This window comes from Kluyvera sp. STS39-E, from assembly GCF_040932435.1.
GTDB lineage: Bacteria > Pseudomonadota > Gammaproteobacteria > Enterobacterales > Enterobacteriaceae > Kluyvera.
In genome coordinates this window covers 721,955-738,094 of sequence record NZ_JBFQGA010000001.1, presented here as the reverse complement: position 1 = coordinate 738,094, position 16,140 = coordinate 721,955, and the positions used below count along the sequence as shown (strand labels likewise).

The 16,140-nt window shown below is 51.6% G+C and carries 17 protein-coding genes, 1 rRNA gene and 1 other annotated feature; of the genes, 7 read left to right on the top strand and 11 right to left on the bottom strand.

Annotated elements, in window-relative coordinates; all coding sequences use genetic code 11:
* The 4 genes from AB4K05_RS03575 to rluD all read right to left on the bottom strand — a co-directional run.
* Window positions 1-94, bottom strand: a 16S ribosomal RNA gene (locus AB4K05_RS03575); the annotation flags it as partial.
* 444 nt (window positions 95-538) lie between these two features.
* Window positions 539-3,112 carry an ATP-dependent chaperone ClpB gene (gene clpB / locus AB4K05_RS03570; protein ID WP_368478621.1) on the bottom strand — a complete coding sequence of 858 codons (2,574 nt, stop codon included), beginning with the start codon at window positions 3,110-3,112 and terminating at the stop codon, window positions 539-541.
* Window positions 3,113-3,242: 130 nt separating this feature from the next.
* Window positions 3,243-3,974 carry a purine nucleoside phosphorylase YfiH gene (gene yfiH / locus AB4K05_RS03565; RefSeq protein WP_368478620.1) on the bottom strand — a complete coding sequence of 244 codons (732 nt, stop codon included), beginning with the start codon at window positions 3,972-3,974 and terminating at the stop codon, window positions 3,243-3,245.
* On the bottom strand, window positions 3,971-4,951 hold the full coding sequence (gene rluD / locus AB4K05_RS03560; RefSeq protein ID WP_368478619.1) for a 23S rRNA pseudouridine(1911/1915/1917) synthase RluD: 981 nt from the start codon (window positions 4,949-4,951) through the stop codon (window positions 3,971-3,973). Before rluD ends, yfiH begins: the two co-directional genes overlap by 4 nt.
* A 132-nt stretch (window positions 4,952-5,083) precedes the next feature.
* On the opposite strand from rluD, the gene bamD reads away from it, so the two are divergent.
* The 4 genes from bamD (at window position 5,084) to pheA (ending at window position 7,865) form a co-directional block, all read left to right on the top strand.
* The gene (gene bamD / locus AB4K05_RS03555; RefSeq protein WP_368478618.1) at window positions 5,084-5,827 is read left to right on the top strand and encodes an outer membrane protein assembly factor BamD; all 744 of its coding nucleotides are present in this window, start codon (window positions 5,084-5,086) and stop codon (window positions 5,825-5,827) included.
* A gap of 273 nt (window positions 5,828-6,100) precedes the next feature.
* Window positions 6,101-6,439, top strand: a complete 339-nt coding sequence (gene raiA, locus AB4K05_RS03550; RefSeq protein ID WP_052284541.1) for a ribosome-associated translation inhibitor RaiA — start codon at window positions 6,101-6,103, stop codon at window positions 6,437-6,439.
* 116 nt (window positions 6,440-6,555) lie between these two features.
* Window positions 6,556-6,681, top strand: a sequence feature (Phe leader region).
* Window positions 6,557-6,604 (top strand): pheA operon leader peptide PheL, encoded by a 48-nt coding sequence (gene pheL / locus AB4K05_RS03545; RefSeq protein ID WP_121497579.1) that lies wholly within the window; start codon window positions 6,557-6,559, stop codon window positions 6,602-6,604. (Overlaps the previous feature by 48 nt.)
* A 23-nt stretch (window positions 6,682-6,704) precedes the next feature.
* Entirely contained in the window at window positions 6,705-7,865 is a 1,161-nt protein-coding gene (gene pheA, locus AB4K05_RS03540) for a bifunctional chorismate mutase/prephenate dehydratase (protein WP_368478647.1), read from the top strand.
* Here pheA and AB4K05_RS03535 read toward each other — a convergent pair.
* The 4 genes from AB4K05_RS03535 to AB4K05_RS03520 form a co-directional block, all read right to left on the bottom strand.
* Window positions 7,862-8,734 (bottom strand): SMP-30/gluconolactonase/LRE family protein, encoded by an 873-nt coding sequence (locus tag AB4K05_RS03535; RefSeq protein ID WP_368478617.1) that lies wholly within the window; start codon window positions 8,732-8,734, stop codon window positions 7,862-7,864. The genes pheA and AB4K05_RS03535 overlap by 4 nt on opposite strands.
* A gap of 64 nt (window positions 8,735-8,798) precedes the next feature.
* A complete protein-coding gene (tyrA, locus tag AB4K05_RS03530; protein ID WP_368478616.1) occupies window positions 8,799-9,920 on the bottom strand; it encodes a bifunctional chorismate mutase/prephenate dehydrogenase in 1,122 nt (373 codons plus the stop codon).
* A 9-nt stretch (window positions 9,921-9,929) separates the two neighbouring features.
* Complete coding sequence (gene aroF, locus AB4K05_RS03525; RefSeq protein ID WP_368478615.1) at window positions 9,930-11,000, bottom strand: 3-deoxy-7-phosphoheptulonate synthase AroF; 1,071 nt, start codon at window positions 10,998-11,000, stop codon at window positions 9,930-9,932.
* Window positions 11,001-11,108: 108 nt separating this feature from the next.
* Window positions 11,109-11,264, bottom strand: a complete 156-nt coding sequence (locus AB4K05_RS03520; protein ID WP_368478614.1) for a hypothetical protein — start codon at window positions 11,262-11,264, stop codon at window positions 11,109-11,111.
* Window positions 11,265-11,633: 369 nt separating this feature from the next.
* Here AB4K05_RS03520 and AB4K05_RS03515 point away from each other — a divergent pair, with 369 nt between their 5' ends.
* The 3 genes from AB4K05_RS03515 to AB4K05_RS03505 are packed head-to-tail and all read left to right on the top strand — an operon-like array spanning window position 11,634 to window position 13,819.
* Window positions 11,634-12,110, top strand: coding sequence for a YfiR family protein (locus AB4K05_RS03515; RefSeq protein ID WP_368478613.1), 477 nt, complete (start codon window positions 11,634-11,636; stop codon window positions 12,108-12,110).
* A complete protein-coding gene (gene dgcN, locus AB4K05_RS03510; protein WP_368478612.1) occupies window positions 12,103-13,323 on the top strand; it encodes a diguanylate cyclase DgcN in 1,221 nt (406 codons plus the stop codon). Before AB4K05_RS03515 ends, dgcN begins: the two co-directional genes overlap by 8 nt.
* Before the next feature lie 13 nt (window positions 13,324-13,336).
* Window positions 13,337-13,819 carry an OmpA family protein gene (locus tag AB4K05_RS03505; protein ID WP_368478611.1) on the top strand — a complete coding sequence of 161 codons (483 nt, stop codon included), beginning with the start codon at window positions 13,337-13,339 and terminating at the stop codon, window positions 13,817-13,819.
* 2 nt (window positions 13,820-13,821) lie between these two features.
* Here AB4K05_RS03505 and AB4K05_RS03500 read toward each other — a convergent pair whose 3' ends face one another.
* The 3 genes from AB4K05_RS03500 to rplS form a co-directional block, all read right to left on the bottom strand.
* Window positions 13,822-15,195: a PepSY-associated TM helix domain-containing protein gene (locus tag AB4K05_RS03500; RefSeq protein ID WP_368478610.1), complete on the bottom strand. Its 1,374-nt coding sequence runs from the start codon at window positions 15,193-15,195 to the stop codon at window positions 13,822-13,824.
* 56 nt (window positions 15,196-15,251) lie between these two features.
* Window positions 15,252-15,653: a DUF2946 domain-containing protein gene (locus AB4K05_RS03495; protein WP_368478609.1), complete on the bottom strand. Its 402-nt coding sequence runs from the start codon at window positions 15,651-15,653 to the stop codon at window positions 15,252-15,254.
* A 133-nt stretch (window positions 15,654-15,786) separates the two neighbouring features.
* Window positions 15,787-16,134, bottom strand: a complete 348-nt coding sequence (gene rplS / locus AB4K05_RS03490) for a 50S ribosomal protein L19 (RefSeq protein WP_006687325.1) — start codon at window positions 16,132-16,134, stop codon at window positions 15,787-15,789.
* Window positions 16,135-16,140: the final 6 nt, after the last annotated feature.

Genomic DNA, 16,140 nt, shown 5'->3' with positions numbered 1-16,140 from the left:
ACCCAAGAGCAAGCTCTCTGTGCTACCGTTCGACTTGCATGTGTTAGGCCTGCCGCCAGCGTTCAATCTGAGCCATGATCAAACTCTTCAATTTAAAAGTGTTTGATGCTCGTGAATTAAACTTCGTAATGAATTACGTATGTTCACTCAAGAGACTTGGTATTCATTTAGCGTCTTGCGACGTTTAAGAATCCGTATCTTCGAGTGCCCACACAGATTGTCTGATAAATTGTTAAAGAGCAGTGCCGCTTCGCTTTCGTAGCGGCGCGGGATGTGCATATTACGCTTTCCCGCTACAGAGTCAAGCGTTTAATTTCGCTTTTCTCTGCCGAGATTCTCAGGAGAACCTCGCTGACCCGGCGGCTTGCTTGCCGTTGTTCCGTCTCAGTGGGGCCGCATTATAGGGAGAAATTGAGATCCCGCAAGCAGAAAACAATAAAAACTTATCGTTCGCTCATTTTTCATACATAACGCTTATTTTTGATTGGCTTTTATACAAAAACGGGCCCCTCGGGGCCCGTTTCCTTACTTTTATAACTTACTGCACTGCCACAATATGGTCGTCCTTTACTTCCAGACGAATCATTTTGCCAGGGATCAGTTCGCCAGACAGAATTTGCTGTGCCAGCGGGTTTTCGATCTGCTGCTGAATAGCACGTTTCAACGGACGCGCACCATAAACCGGGTCGTAACCGTTTTTACTCAGCAGATGCAGAGCCTCATCCGAAATTTGCGTTTCATAACCACGCTCTTCCAGACGTTTGTACAGCCGTTGCAGCTGGATCTGTGCAATAGAAGCAATATGCGCCTCACCCAACGGATGGAACACAACAACTTCATCTATACGGTTAATGAATTCCGGACGGAAGCTGTGGCTCACCACACCTAACACCAAATCTTTCATGTGCCCGTAATCCAGCTCACCAAAGCGTTCTTGAATCAGGTCAGAGCCGAGGTTCGACGTCATAATGACGACTGTATTACGGAAATCGACCGTTCTCCCCTGCCCATCAGTCAAGCGGCCATCGTCCAGCACCTGCAGTAGAATGTTGAACACATCCGGATGCGCTTTTTCCACTTCATCCAGCAGGATGACGGAGTAAGGACGGCGACGCACCGCTTCCGTCAGGTAGCCACCTTCTTCGTAGCCCACATATCCTGGAGGCGCACCGACCAAACGAGACACGGAATGTTTTTCCATAAACTCAGACATATCGATACGCACCATCGCATCGTCGCTGTCGAACATAAAGTTAGCCAGCGCTTTGCACAGCTCGGTTTTACCTACCCCGGTTGGCCCCAGGAACAGGAATGAACCAATTGGGCGATTCGGATCGGACAAGCCCGCACGGCTACGACGAATGGCGTTTGATACAGCTTCCACCGCTTCGTTCTGGCCGATCACCCGACTATGCAAATCCTGTTCCATGCGCAACAGCTTATCGCGTTCGCCTTCAAGCATTCTGGCAACCGGGATGCCGGTCCAACGTGCGAGCACATCGGCAATTTCCACATCCGTTACTTTATTACGCAACAGGCGCATGGTTTTGCCTTCAGACTGTGTGGCTGCTTCCAGCTGTTTTTCAAGCTCAGGAATTTTGCCATATTGCAGCTCAGACATCCGCGCCAGGTCGCCTACTCGGCGGGCCTGTTCAATCGCGATTTTCGCCTGTTCAAGCTCAGCCTTAATGGTTTGCGTACCAGAGAGCGAGGCTTTTTCCGCTTTCCACTCTTCTTCTAATTCAGAGTATTGGCGTTCTTTATCCTCAAGCTCTTCGTTGAGCATATCGAGGCGTTTTTTGCTCGCCTCATCAGACTCTTTCAGCAACGCCTGCTGCTCCAACTTCAGTTGGATGATGCGGCGGTCAAGTCGGTCCAACTCTTCCGGTTTAGAGTCAATCTGCATACGGATGCTGGATGCAGCTTCATCAATCAGGTCGATGGCTTTATCCGGCAACTGGCGGTCAGCAATATAACGATGGGACAGCGTGGCTGCCGCAACGATTGCTGGGTCCGTGATCTGCACATGGTGGTGCAGCTCATAACGTTCTTTAAGGCCACGCAAAATGGCGATGGTGTCTTCAACCGACGGTTGAGCGACGAACACCTTCTGGAAACGACGTTCCAGCGCCGCATCCTTTTCGATGTACTGGCGGTATTCATCAAGCGTTGTAGCCCCAACGCAGTGCAACTCCCCACGCGCTAACGCTGGCTTCAGCATGTTCCCGGCGTCCATTGCGCCGTCCGCTTTACCCGCGCCTACCATGGTGTGTAGTTCATCGATAAACAGGATAACGTTGCCTTCCTGTTTAGACAGATCGTTCAAAACGCCTTTTAAACGCTCTTCAAACTCGCCGCGGTATTTCGCCCCGGCCACCAGCGCCCCCATATCCAGCGCCAGTACCCGGCGGCCTTTTAAGCCTTCCGGAACTTCGCCGTTGATAATGCGCTGTGCTAACCCTTCGACGATAGCCGTTTTACCGACACCCGGCTCGCCAATTAATACTGGGTTATTTTTAGTACGGCGTTGCAGTACCTGAATGGTACGGCGAATTTCTTCATCGCGGCCGATAACCGGATCGAGTTTGCCTTGTTCAGCACGCTCGGTCAGATCAACCGTGTATTTTTTCAATGCCTGACGTTGGTCTTCGGCACCTTGGTCGTTCACGCTTTCACCTCCACGCATCTTTTCAATTGCCTGAGTAATATTGGCAGTTGTCGCGCCGGCTGATTTCAGTAATTCAGCCAAGGTGCCACGGGACTCAAGCGCCGCCAGAACAAACAGCTCTGACGAAATAAAGTTATCGCCGCTTTTTTGCGCCAGCTTGTCGCAAAGATTGAGTACGCGAATCAGATCCTGAGACGGTTGCACGTCACCGCCGGTGCCTTCCACCTGAGGTAAACGGCTCAACGCCTGTTCGATTGCAGTACGAAGCTGGCCAGCATTAATACCAGCGGACGTTAATAAAGGACGTACCGATCCCCCTTCCTGATTCAGCAAGGCGCTCATGAGATGAAGAGGTTCGATAAATTGGTTGTCTTGCCCCAGTGCGAGTGACTGAGCATCGGCAAGAGCAAGCTGGAATTTATTGGTAAGACGATCCAGACGCATGACTCCTCCCATAATTAGGTCAAATTTGCTACAGGAGATTAAATGAGGTCATCCCTCAATTATTCAAGGTTAAATGACCTAACCCGTGAGAAAAAAATATCAGCGTTCTGGATCGTCTTGATTCTATAGGTTATATCAGCCAGATAAAACTTGCCATACGACCTGTAGTACGGTCACGACGATATGAGAAAAAATCATCCTTTTCGCTGAAGGTACAGCGGTCGCCACCGAAGACGGCTGTCACGCCGATATTTGCCAGCCGCTGACGGGCCAGCAGATATATATCGGCATAGTATTTCTCGCCAACTGGACGAAATGCATCCACCGCTTTGGCATCTTTCGCCATAAACGCTTCGCGCACTTCTGGGCCCACTTCAAACGCCTGCGGGCCAATTGCCGGGCCAAACCAAGCCAGAAGATTATCCGCGCTGTCATTAAAGCAAGCCACGGTCTCTTCGAGCACACCATCACACAGACCGCGCCAGCCGGCATGCGCCGCGGCCACTTCTGTGCCTGCGCGGTTGCAGAACAAAACAGGCAAACAGTCTGCCGTCATCACCGCGCACACTGTCCCTGGAGTATTGCTGTAAGACGCATCGGCACGCTTCGAAGCATAGAGTTCACCGGTCAGATGCAAAACATCTTTGCCATGAACCTGCTCCAACCAAACCGGTTTTGACGGCAGTTCTCCTGCCGCAAACATGCGTTTACGGTTCTCTTCAACGTGCTCGAGGTTATCACCACAGTGAGCCCCGAGATTCAATGAATCCCAGGCTCCTTGGCTAACACCACCGACGCGCGTTGAGCTGCAGGCCGCGACGCCTTCCGGCAGCGGCCATTCAGGGACAATGATTTTGGTCATAGCCAGTCGACTTCGTCCTTATGTTCTTCAAAGTCAGCACGCATCACGGCGATAAGATCGACCATATCCTGAGGGATTGGCGCATGCCATTCCATCTCAATGCCCGAAATCGGGTGATAAAGACGCAGCATCGTCGCATGCAGAGCTTGACGGTCAAACTTACGCAGCGTTGAGATAAACTCATCTGATGCGCCTTTTGGTGGGCGCGGACGGCCACCGTAAACCTGATCGCCCACCAGCGGATGGGTGATGTGAGCCATGTGCACGCGGATCTGGTGCGTACGTCCGGTTTCCAGACGCAACCGCAGACGCGTGTGCACACGGAAGTGCTCCATAATGCGATAGTGCGTTACTGCCGGTTTACCCATTGGGTGTACCGCCATATGCGTACGCTTCGTAGGGTGACGGCTAATAGGTTCCTCAACGGAACCACCTGCGGTCATATGACCGATGGCCACCGCTTCATACTCACGGGTAATTTCGCGCAGTTGCAGCGACTCCACCAAACGTGTTTGAGCAGGAACGGTTTTTGCCACCACCATTAAACCGGTCGTGTCTTTATCCAGACGATGCACAATGCCCGCACGCGGTACGTCGGCAATCGGCGGATAATAGTGCAGCAGCGCATTCAGCACCGTGCCGTCCGGATTACCGGCGCCAGGGTGCACCACGAAACCACGCGGCTTGTTGATGACAATTATGTCTTCATCTTCATATACGATATCAAGCGGGAGATCCTGCGCTTCAAAGCGGATTTCCTCATCGATTTCGGCATCGATAGCGACGGTTTCGCCACCCATGACTTTCTCTTTCGGCTTATCTGAAATATTGCCGTTGACCTGGACGCGTTGGTCTAAAATCCACTCTTTTATTCGCGATCGCGAATAATCAGGGAACATTTCGGCCAAAGCCTGATCTAAGCGTTGACCGAGTTGTGACTCGGACACCGTTGCGGTGAGTTGTACTCGTTGTGCCATATACAGCTTCTTCGTTAACGTTGGGTTTTTACGGCTTTGCCGTTTAATATAGTGTGCTATTGTAGCTGGTCTTAGTCGGGAACAGGAACTGTGAATATCCCGTATAAACATTTTGAGGAAAGTCAAAACGTCATGACGCGCATGAAATATCTGGTGGCAGCGGCCACGTTGAGCCTGGCTTTGGCGGGGTGCTCTGGTTCAAAGGAAGAGGTTCCTGATAATCCGCCTAATGAAATCTACGCAACTGCTCAGCAAAAGCTCCAGGACGGTAACTGGAAACAGGCAATAACGCAACTGGAAGCGTTGGATAACCGCTATCCATTTGGTCCATATTCTCAGCAGGTTCAGCTGGATCTGATCTACGCATACTATAAAAATGCCGATCTGCCGCTGGCTCAGGCCGCCATTGACCGTTTCATTCGTCTGAACCCAACGCATCCTAACATTGACTATGTCATGTACATGCGCGGTCTGACAAACATGGCGTTGGACGATAGCGCGCTGCAAGGTTTCTTCGGGGTTGATCGCTCCGACCGTGACCCGCAGCACGCACGTGATGCATTCAATGACTTCTCGAAGCTGGTGCGCGGCTATCCGAACAGTCAGTACGTGACCGATGCCAGCAAACGTCTGGTATTCCTGAAGGACCGTCTGGCGAAGTATGAGCTTTCCGTTGTTGATTACTACACCGCTCGCGGTGCGTGGGTGGCGGTGGTCAACCGTACCGAAAACATGATGCGTAACTATCCAGATACTCAAGCAACGCGCGATGCGCTGCCGAAGATGGAAAATGCATACCGCGAAATGCAGATGACGGCGCAGGCTGATAAAGTGGCGAAAATTATTGCCGCCAACGGCAAAAACACGCAGTCCTGATTCAGACTTCATTAAATGCAAAACGGCAGCCCGATGGCTGCCGTTTTTTTATCCATTTCGATTACTTGCTGAAGCGGTTTAGCTGCAAGTCATCCTATCAAATATGGCTGGGTTTTCCCGAACCCACAAGTAAAAATTCACTTCTTCCTGTCCTGACTCACAAAATAAAGGCACTGACAAAAAGTGACAAAAATATGTGATATGCATCACACATTTTAACCAAATCCGAGGTATGCTGGAATCACCAAGACGGAAAGACAAGAGGTAAAATTTATGACAATGAACATTACCAGTAAACAAATGGAAATTACTCCGGCTATCCGCCAGCATGTCGCAGACCGTCTCGCCAAATTGGAAAAATGGCAAACCCAGTTAATTAATCCTCATATCATTCTGTCTAAAGAGCCACAGGGTTTTGTTGCTGATGCCACGATGAATACTCCGAACGGACACCTCGTCGCCAGCGCAAAACATGAAGATATGTATACCGCCATTAACGAATTGATCAACAAGCTGGAACGGCAGCTGAACAAGGTGCAACACAAAGGGGAAGCCCGTCGCGCAGCAACATCAGTGAAAGACGCAAGCTTCGTGGAAGTTGAAGAAGAGTAAAACGAACTTTGAACTTTAATGTGTCACGCCAACGCGCCTTCGGGCGCGTTTTTTATTGACAGAACGAAAACAGACCGAGTACTGTGAAACCTCACAACGTTAAGGATTTTATCAACCGTGAAACTGCTGCCGTTTTTCTTCGCATTCTTTTTTACCTTCCCCTGAATGGGAGGCGTTTCGTCGTGTGATAAAGAATGCGAAGACGAACAATAAGGCCTCCCACATCGGGGGGCCTTTTTTATTGATAACAAGAAAGGCAAACATGATGACTTCGGAAAACCCGTTACTGGCGATACGCGATAAGATAAGCGCCCTAGATGAAAAATTAGTGAGCCTGCTGGCAGAACGTCGCGGCCTCGCCATTGAGGTAGGTAAAGCCAAGCTGGCGTCCCATCGTCCGGTTCGGGATATCGATCGCGAGCGCGACCTGCTGGAGCGTTTGATTACCATCGGCAAAACGCACCAGCTTGATGCGCACTACATTACCCGCCTGTTCCAGCTGATCATTGAAGATTCTGTGCTCACCCAGCAGACCTTACTGCAGCAGCATTTAAATCAGATCAACCCGCATTCAGCTCGAATTGCGTTTCTGGGTCCAAAAGGCTCTTACTCGCACCTCGCAGCACGTCAGTACGCCGCTCGCCACTTTGAGCAGTTTATTGAGAGCGGCTGCCTAAAGTTCGCCGACATCTTTAATCAGGTTGAAACCGGACAGGCCGACTACGCCGTGGTGCCTATCGAGAACACCAGCTCCGGCGGCATTAACGATGTCTACGATCTGCTACAACACACTAGCCTGTCGATTGTTGGCGAGATGACGGTCCCAATTGACCACTGCGTACTGGTTAACGCGGGGGCGACGCTTGATACTATTGCAACGGTCTACAGCCATCCGCAGCCATTCCAGCAGTGCAGTCAGTTCCTGAGCCATTATCCACAGTGGAAAATTGAATATACCGAGAGCACCTCGGCGGCAATGGAAAAAGTGGCACAGGCTAACTCCCCTACCGTGGCCGCACTGGGCAGCGAAGCCGGTGGTAAACTGTATGGATTGCAGGTTCTGGAACACTGTCAGGCTAATCAAACGCAGAACATCACCCGTTTCTTGGTGCTAGCGCGCAAAGCCGTTAACGTCTCCGACCAGGTGCCGGCAAAAACCACGCTGCTGATTGCAACCGGGCAGCAGGCCGGTGCGCTAGTAGAAGCACTGTTGGTACTGCGTAACCATAACCTGATTATGACCAAGCTCGAATCGCGACCAATCCACGGCAATCCATGGGAAGAGATGTTTTATCTCGATATCCAAGCCAACCTAGAAGCGCTGCCGATGCAAAAGGCGCTGAAAGAGCTGTCCGGCATTACCCGTTCGATGAAAGTGCTGGGAAGCTATCCCAGCGAAAACGTCGTGCCGGTTAACCCGATCTAAACTTCGATAAATGGCCTCTTCTTCATTCCTGCCACCTCAACCGGCAGGGTGAAGATGGCGCCGGAAAGCGGATACTGCGCCACTTCTTCCGCCGACATATTTTCCCGCGTGGTGGTGATAAATAGCGTGCGCATATCCGCCCCGCCAAAGCAAACCATCGTTGGGCAACGAACCGGCAGTCTATATTCCTCAAGCTGCTCACCCTCTGGCGAAAACCGCGCCACTCGCCAACCGTCGAACATCGCACTCCAGTAGCAGCCCTCTTCGTCAACCGCCGCCCCATCAGGGATCCCTTCCCCTGGTACAAACTGGCGGAACACTTCTCGCCGACCAACATCACCTTGCTCATCCAGCGGCGTACGATAAATCACGGCATTAGGCGTATCAGAGGTATACATCCAGCACTTATCTTGGCTAAAGGCCAAACCGTTAGCACCGTGAATATCGCACTGGATAACCTTCGGCCGGAGCTGATTATCAATGCGAACCAGCAGCGCGCCGTTATAATCACCCGGCCCCCAGAAAGTCCCGGCGTAAAAGCGTCCGTCCCTGTCGGTGCCACCGTCATTAAAACGCGCCAGTTGAGGATTGCTCGGATTATCACAGACTTTATGCACCAGCAGGCCACGGCTATCGGTAAGCCAAATGGCGCTGCGTAGCGCCACGATAAAGCCCCCTTTCTCCCTCAGGGAAAAACAGCCGACCTCTTCCGGGAACTGGAGGATTTGGTGCTCGCCGCTGGCAAGTACATAGCGGTGAATTTCACACTCCATAATATCGGCCCAATAGAGCGCCTGCTCGGCGTCGCTCCAAGTCGGGCATTCCGGTAGATGTCCGGTGTAATCAAACAACAGGTTTGCTTCAGCCATCGTCTTTATCCCATAAAAAAAGCCAGAGGTTTTCCCCTGGCTTTCAAGTATATACAGTTTTCAGTTACTGCCGGTTGTCATTCGCCTGTCGTAACAGGACGCGGCTCTCACTCTGGAAACGTTGCGCATAGTCACCGAACCAGTGCTCAACCTTGCGGAAGCTGTCGATAAACGCCTGCTTATTCCCCTGCTCCAGCAGACCGATGGCCTCACCAAAACGCTGGTAGTAGCGCTTAATCAGCGCCAGGTTATTGCCTGACGACATAATGATATCGGCATACAGCTGCGGATCTTGGGCAAACAGTCGCCCGACCATTGCCAGCTCCAAACGGTAAATGGGTGAGGAGAGCGCCAGCAGTTGCTCGAGCTGAACGTTCTCTTCCGCCAAATGCAGACCGTAGGCAAAAGTGGCAAAGTGGCGCAGCGCTTGGATAAATGCCATGTTTTGGTCGTGCTCAACGGCGCTAATCCGATGCAAACGAGCGCCCCAAACCTGAATCTGTTCAAGGAACCACTGATACGCTTCCGGCTGACGACCATCGCAGTAAACAACAACCTGTTTTGCAAGGCTACCGCTGTCTGGCCCAAACATCGGGTGCAGCCCCACAACTGGCCCGTTGTGCGCCGACAGCATTGCCTGCAATGGCCCGGCTTTCACCGAGCAGAGATCGACCAAAATACAATCCGTTGGCAACGGCGGTAGCTTCTCAATCACCTGTTCGGTGACGTGGATCGGCACACTGACAATAACCATACCGGCATCAGCCACCAGCTCCGGCGCACGTGCCCAATCTTCTTTTTCCAACGTGCGAACTTGGTAGCCTGACAGACCGAGCATTTTTTCAAACAATCGGCCCATTTGACCGCCACCGCCGACAATCACCACTGGGCGCAGCGAAGGACAAAGGGTTTTAAATCCCTTGTCGTTTTCGCTGGAGTAAGACTCACGCATCACGCGACGCAAAACATCTTCAATCAGATCCGGTGGCACGCCCATCGCCGCAGCTTCTTTGCGGCGTGAAGCCAGCATAGAAGCTTCACGCTCGGGGACATAAATCGGCAAGCCATATTTACTTTTGACTTCACCGACTTGCGCGACAAGTTCAAGACGTTTTGCCAGCAAATCCAGCAGCGCTTTATCTACGACATCAATTTGATCGCGCAGTGCGGTCAGTTCAGCAACCATACAATCCTCTTAAGCCAGACGAGCCTTCAGATGGCCACGTAAATCCTGGTCGAGCTCACGCAGCAGCGCATCCGTAGCTTCCCAACTGATACAAGCATCGGTTACCGATACTCCGTATTTCATTTCACAACGCGGCTGTTCAGAAGACTGGTTACCCTCGTGAATGTTGCTCTCAATCATCAGACCAATAATAGAACGGTTACCGTCCTTGATCTGAGCGACCACGGATTCCGCCACCGCAGGCTGACGGCGGTAGTCTTTATTGGAATTACCATGACTGCAATCTACCATCAGCGATGCGCGCAGTCCTGCTTGTTCCATCTCTTTTTCACACTGCGCCACATCTTCCGGGCCGTAGTTCGGTTTTTTGCCGCCACGAAGGATGACATGGCCATCCGGGTTGCCCTGCGTACGCAGCAGACAAACCTGACCGGCTTGGTTGATACCAACGAAACGGTGCGGCATCGCGGCAGCACGCATAGCGTTGATTGCCGTCGCCAAGGAGCCATCGGTACCATTTTTGAAACCAACCGGCATCGACAACCCGGAAGCCATCTCGCGGTGTGTCTGAGATTCAGTAGTACGGGCACCAATCGCCGACCAGCTGAACAGATCGCCTAAGTACTGTGGGCTATTCGGGTCCAACGCTTCGGTTGCTAACGGCAGCCCCATGCTCACCAGTTCTACCAGCAGGCGACGCGCAATTTTCAAACCACCTTCCACATCAAATGAGCCATCCATATGCGGATCGTTGATAAGCCCTTTCCAGCCAACGGTGGTACGAGGCTTTTCAAAATAGACGCGCATAACTAGGTAGAGGCTATCGCTGACCTCTTCCGCAAGGGTTTTAAATCGACGCGCGTATTCGATGGCAGCTTCAGGATCGTGAATAGAGCAAGGCCCACACACTACCAGCAGACGCGGATCGCGACCGGCAATAATGTCAGAAATCGTTTTACGGGATTGGGCGATTTGCGCCTCCTGATCAAGCGTGAGCGGGAATTCAGCTTTCAGTTGATCTGGAGTTATCAAAATCTGTTCATCGGCGATATTTACGTTGTTCAGCGCGTCTTTTTGCATGATGGCATTACCTGTTATGGCTCGTTTGCGATAGTGGTTTCCTCAATGAGGTGAAGCCACAATATCACAACCAGTAAAGATTTCAATCCAAAATACGTACAGATTTATTTACACCAGCCATTTTATTGCAAATAAATCGCCAATGAACCGCAAAGAAAACGTTACACCACTTATTCCAACCAAGCTGTACAGGCCAAGAAAGAAAGCGTTCTCCACGCATTTTTGTTCTGCCGCCGTTTGCCCACTCTGCCAAATCTTCTCCATGCCTCGTCACTTGGTGACCTAAAATAGAGAGGGAAAAGCATCAATGATATTCAGGTTAAAGAAAGCCTGAACTTGGCCGATAAATTTACTAGGATTACAGTCGAACCTTACGAATAACGAGGATTGAAAGGATTAAAGCAGCAAAATGATGAGTTAATTTCCTCTCGATCCTTGAATTAAATTCCATAGTGAGATTTAACTTAAATTACATCAATCGAATTTCTGACATACTGACGGCTTTGATAAACAATGATCTTCTGCCAACATCTCTCTAAGGTTACTCTTACCCGAGCGGTTTGGCGGATGCGCGTGAGAAATTCATTCTTGACCTCTTTGTCCCGACTGATTCTGCTGCTAATGTTGCCCCTAATGTTAGCCCCAGCAACCGCCGCCTCTTTCACTGAAACCGATAAGTCAGTACGTTCTATTGTTTCAGGTATCGTAAGCTACACGCGATGGCCGTCGCTTTCCGGGCCACCAAAGCTGTGTATCCTGAGCTCTGCCCGGTATGCGCTAGCACTCAGCACAGCGGGTGGACAAGACAGGCTTCCCTACACCCCAACGCTTGTTCATAACGCTCAGGATGCTCTCGCTGCAAGATGTGATGGCATTTATTTCGGCATTGAATCGCCTGACTGGCAGCTTGAATTAATCACTCAATATCACAACCGAGCGCTGCTATTAATTTCGGAACATAACCCCGAATGCACTATTGGCAGCGCATTTTGCTTAATAATAGATAACGAGCAGGTCAGGTTTTCCGTCAACCTTGATGCGCTGGCTCGCAGCGGCGTAAGAGTCAACCCGGACGTATTAATGCTTGCACGGAATAAGAAGCATGAATAAGGATTTCACCTCACCATCGCGCCCTACGTTTAAAAGAACGTTGCGCCGAAATAGCATGATAAGCGTGATAGTAACGATGACGTTTATATGGCTTTTGCTGTGTTTTGCCTCTGTGTTGACATTAAAGCAATACGCACAAAAGAACCTCGAACTGACTGCCGCGACCATGAGCCATACTCTTGAGGCCTCTTTGGTGTTTAACGACAAGTTGGCCGCCAATGAAACCCTCGCCACGTTGGGTAGACAAGGGCAATTTGCCGTGGCGGAGGTATATGACGCGCATAAAAAACGTTTCGCACAATGGACATGGGATCCCGACGATAGCACCGATACACTGGGTCTACTGGTCAGTCGTTGGCTATTTCCCGTTCCCGTCTCCTTGCCGATAATGCATAACGACACCCCAATTGGCGAAATAAGCCTCACCGCGCGCGACAGTCTGATCAGCCACTTTATTTGGATGTCTCTTGCCGTCCTCACCATTTGCATTCTTTTTGCATCAGCCATTGCCCTCACGATCACGCGCTCACTACACCACGGCATAGTCGAAGAAATGCAAAATATTACCGATGTCGTGCATGACGCGCGCACCAACCGCAACTTCTCTCGTCGGGTAAAAGAAGGACGCATTGAGGAATTTCATCGTTTTGGCGAAGACTTCAATAGCCTTTTAGCAGACATGGAGGAGTGGCAACACAAGTTGCAGGAGAGAAATGCACAGCTGCTACGTTCCGCCATGCATGATCCCCTCACCGGGCTGGCGAATCGAGCCGCATTTCGCAATAGCATCGCGAAGTTGATGAATAATTCTGCTGTCAAAAATCATTCAGCCCTGCTTTTTCTTGATGGCGACAACTTTAAACAAATCAACGATACCTGGGGCCATACCGCAGGCGACAGCATACTCACCGAAATTGCCAGCAGGATGATCGCGTTCGGCGGTCAACGCTACCAGTCTTACCGTCTTGGCGGCGATGAGTTTGCCATGGTGCTGTCTGACGTCCATTCTGAAAGCGATGTTCAACACATTTGTACCGCACTCACACAGCATTTTAACCGTCCATTTGACCTGCATAACGGCCATCACACGGCGATGTCTCTCAGCATCGGCTTTGCGCTGGCGTGGGAAAGCCCATCCCTCGAATTATTGCTGGAAAGGGCAGACCGCAATATGTATCAGGCGAAAAATCAGCGGACGAAAACAATAAGTTAGAAAGGAATACACTATGTTAAAGCGATATTTTGCACCACTCTTACTGGCTTCACTGGTATTGGCAGGCTGCCAAGCGCCAAAAGGTAAATTTACGCCTGAGCAGGTCGCAGCGATGCAGTCTTATGGCTTTAACGAATTAAATGGCGACTGGTCCCTGGGGCTGTCGGATAAAATCCTGTTTGGCAAAAATGAAGCCGGGCTACGACCAGAAAGTGAAGAACAGATCGAGGCCATGGCATCGCGTCTGGCGACAACAGGTTTAAATCATGCCCGGATGGATGGACACACGGATAACTACGGTGAAGACAGCTATAACGAAGCGTTGTCGCTAAAACGCGCAAACGTCGTTGCCGATGCTTGGGCAAAAGGCGCGAGTATTCCACGTGGCAACCTCACCACACGTGGATTAGGTAAAAAATATCCCGTCGCTAGCAATGCAACGACCCAAGGACGCGCTGAAAACCGCCGGGTTGCCGTGGTCATCAGCGCGCCATAAGGTTATTTGGCGGATGATTCAGCGAGCGGTACTCGCACTGCCGCTCGCCAACGTAGCCAGTCAAACAGAATAAACAACGCCAGACTTCCGCCCATAACCGGAAGCGCCAGTCCGCATGCGACGGCCAGTGTCAGCGTTGCCCATCTTGCTGGTAACGACAATGCCAGCCAGCTTTGCGATAGCGTCAGCAACGGGTTGGTCTGCGCCTGAGACGGACGCTTTATCCACCACAGCCGATATCCCATAACAATAGCCACACACAGTGCTAGGCCGAACGCGATGAGCAGCAGTTGGTTAGGTAAACCAAACAGCACGCCCATATGCAAATCTACCCCCCAACGCGTCAATTTCGCCATCAGCGGGAAATGGGCAAACTGGGTAGTGTCGATAATGGCCAGCGATTGAGGGTCCACCGCAACGGCATCAACCTGTGTAGGCCAGCGGCGATCGATCTCCGTCACCGTCCAGGCACGGTCTTCACTACGCGGTGGGCGAATTTCCAGATGAGTGGCATCAATTCCCGCGCCTTGCGCAGCGTTAAGCACGGCATCAATCCTGTCTAACGCCGCCGTCGGTTGGCTCATTGCCATCTGGCCATGTTGCCCGTGATGCTCAGCATGCGGATCCATGACTATAGCCTCACCGCCATGCAACTGGGTATTGACCTGCGGTGTCAGCCAGCCAAAGGCCGTGCGTAGCTTATCAACATTGCCTCCTGCCCACTGTGACCAGGTGAGTCCAGTCGCCGAGAACAGCAGCATCCCCGCCAGCAGGCACCAGCCGAGCGTCACGTGAATACGGCGCGTGTTCTGCAGGCGATTTTTAATTCGCCGCTTCGGTCGGGTAAAGGCCCACAGGACAATACCGCCGAGCGCTGCAATCCACATCCAGGAAGCTGCCAGTTCACTGTACAGCCTGCCAAAATCCCCCAGCAGCAGCGAGCGGTGAGCGTAATCAATCCACTGACGCAGCGGCAATATGCCGCTGGTGCCATAGACCGTCATATCGCCTTTGACTACCAGCGTAACCGGGTCGATAAAGATAGCGCGGTTTTCTGACTCGCCAAGCGCTGGGTCAGCAAACATCACGCGAGTGGTTTCACCTGGCTCCAGCGCCGGACGTAATGCACTCATCCGCAGCGGCGCAGCTACCGCTTTTTGCGCCACCGTGATTTGCTCCGCAAGCGTGTGCCGCCCGCCTTCGACGCTACCGTGCAGCGCCTCGCTATAGATGCGGTTTTCCAGCTGTGGGGTGGCCACGTACAGCGTGCCGGTCAACGCAGCAACGAAGATAAATGGCCCGACGAATAGACCGATAAAAAAATGCAGGCGGCGCAGCAGGTGCACCCAAGCCGCCCGCGAGGTGCAGGTTGTCATACTTTTCCTTCATATAGGCGAAAACAGACGTGACGCTTTTGCGTCATTTATCGTTATTAAGCGGAAAAAGCAGACAACAGCGGTGGCGCGCGGGTATCAGGGAATAGCCAAGCGAACTCTAGCTCGTGGACAACGACCGGTGGAAAAGATGGCGAAGAGACGCGCAACAACCGTGCGCACAGTAGCACGCAGAGCACCAGCATCAAGCCAGGTACATGGGTTAACAACACGCAATAACCGCAGGCTTCACCGTGATCGATGGGCATCGTCTCCGGTGCTGCGTGATGTGCAGGCATAGGCATGTTCATTTCATGATGCATACCGGGCATGGCGCTCATCGGCGATTGTTGCAACGAAATGGAGACCAGCGGAGCAAAGATAATCAGCGCCATAGCAAACAGCGCAACCCATGCGGCTCGCCGTTTCAGTGCTGATTTGTCGATTACTCTTGTACTCACACACCCCTCCCAATAATTAGGGGTATTGTAAATGTTTTATCAGCAAAATGTTAATTCTTGGTGCCGTAAGAGATAAAAAAAGGGCCAGCCTTTCGGCCAGCCCTTTTCTAACAGGATGTCGCTTGCGCGAATCTTAGTTAAGACGCTCTTTGATACGAGCAGACTTACCAGTGCGCTCACGCAGGTAGTACAGTTTAGCTTTACGTACAGCACCACGACGTTTAACAGCAATGCTGTCAACTACCGGAGAGTGAGTCTGGAAGACACGCTCAACGCCTTCGCCGTTGGAAATTTTACGAACAGTGAATGCAGAGTGCAGACCGCGGCTACGAATAGCGATAACCACGCCCTCAAATGCCTGCAGACGTTTTTTGGAACCTTCAACAACCCATACTTTCACTTCCACGGTATCACCCGGACGGAATGAAGGTACGTCCTGCTTCATCTGTTCTTGTTCAAGTTGCTTGATAATGTTGCTCATAATTTA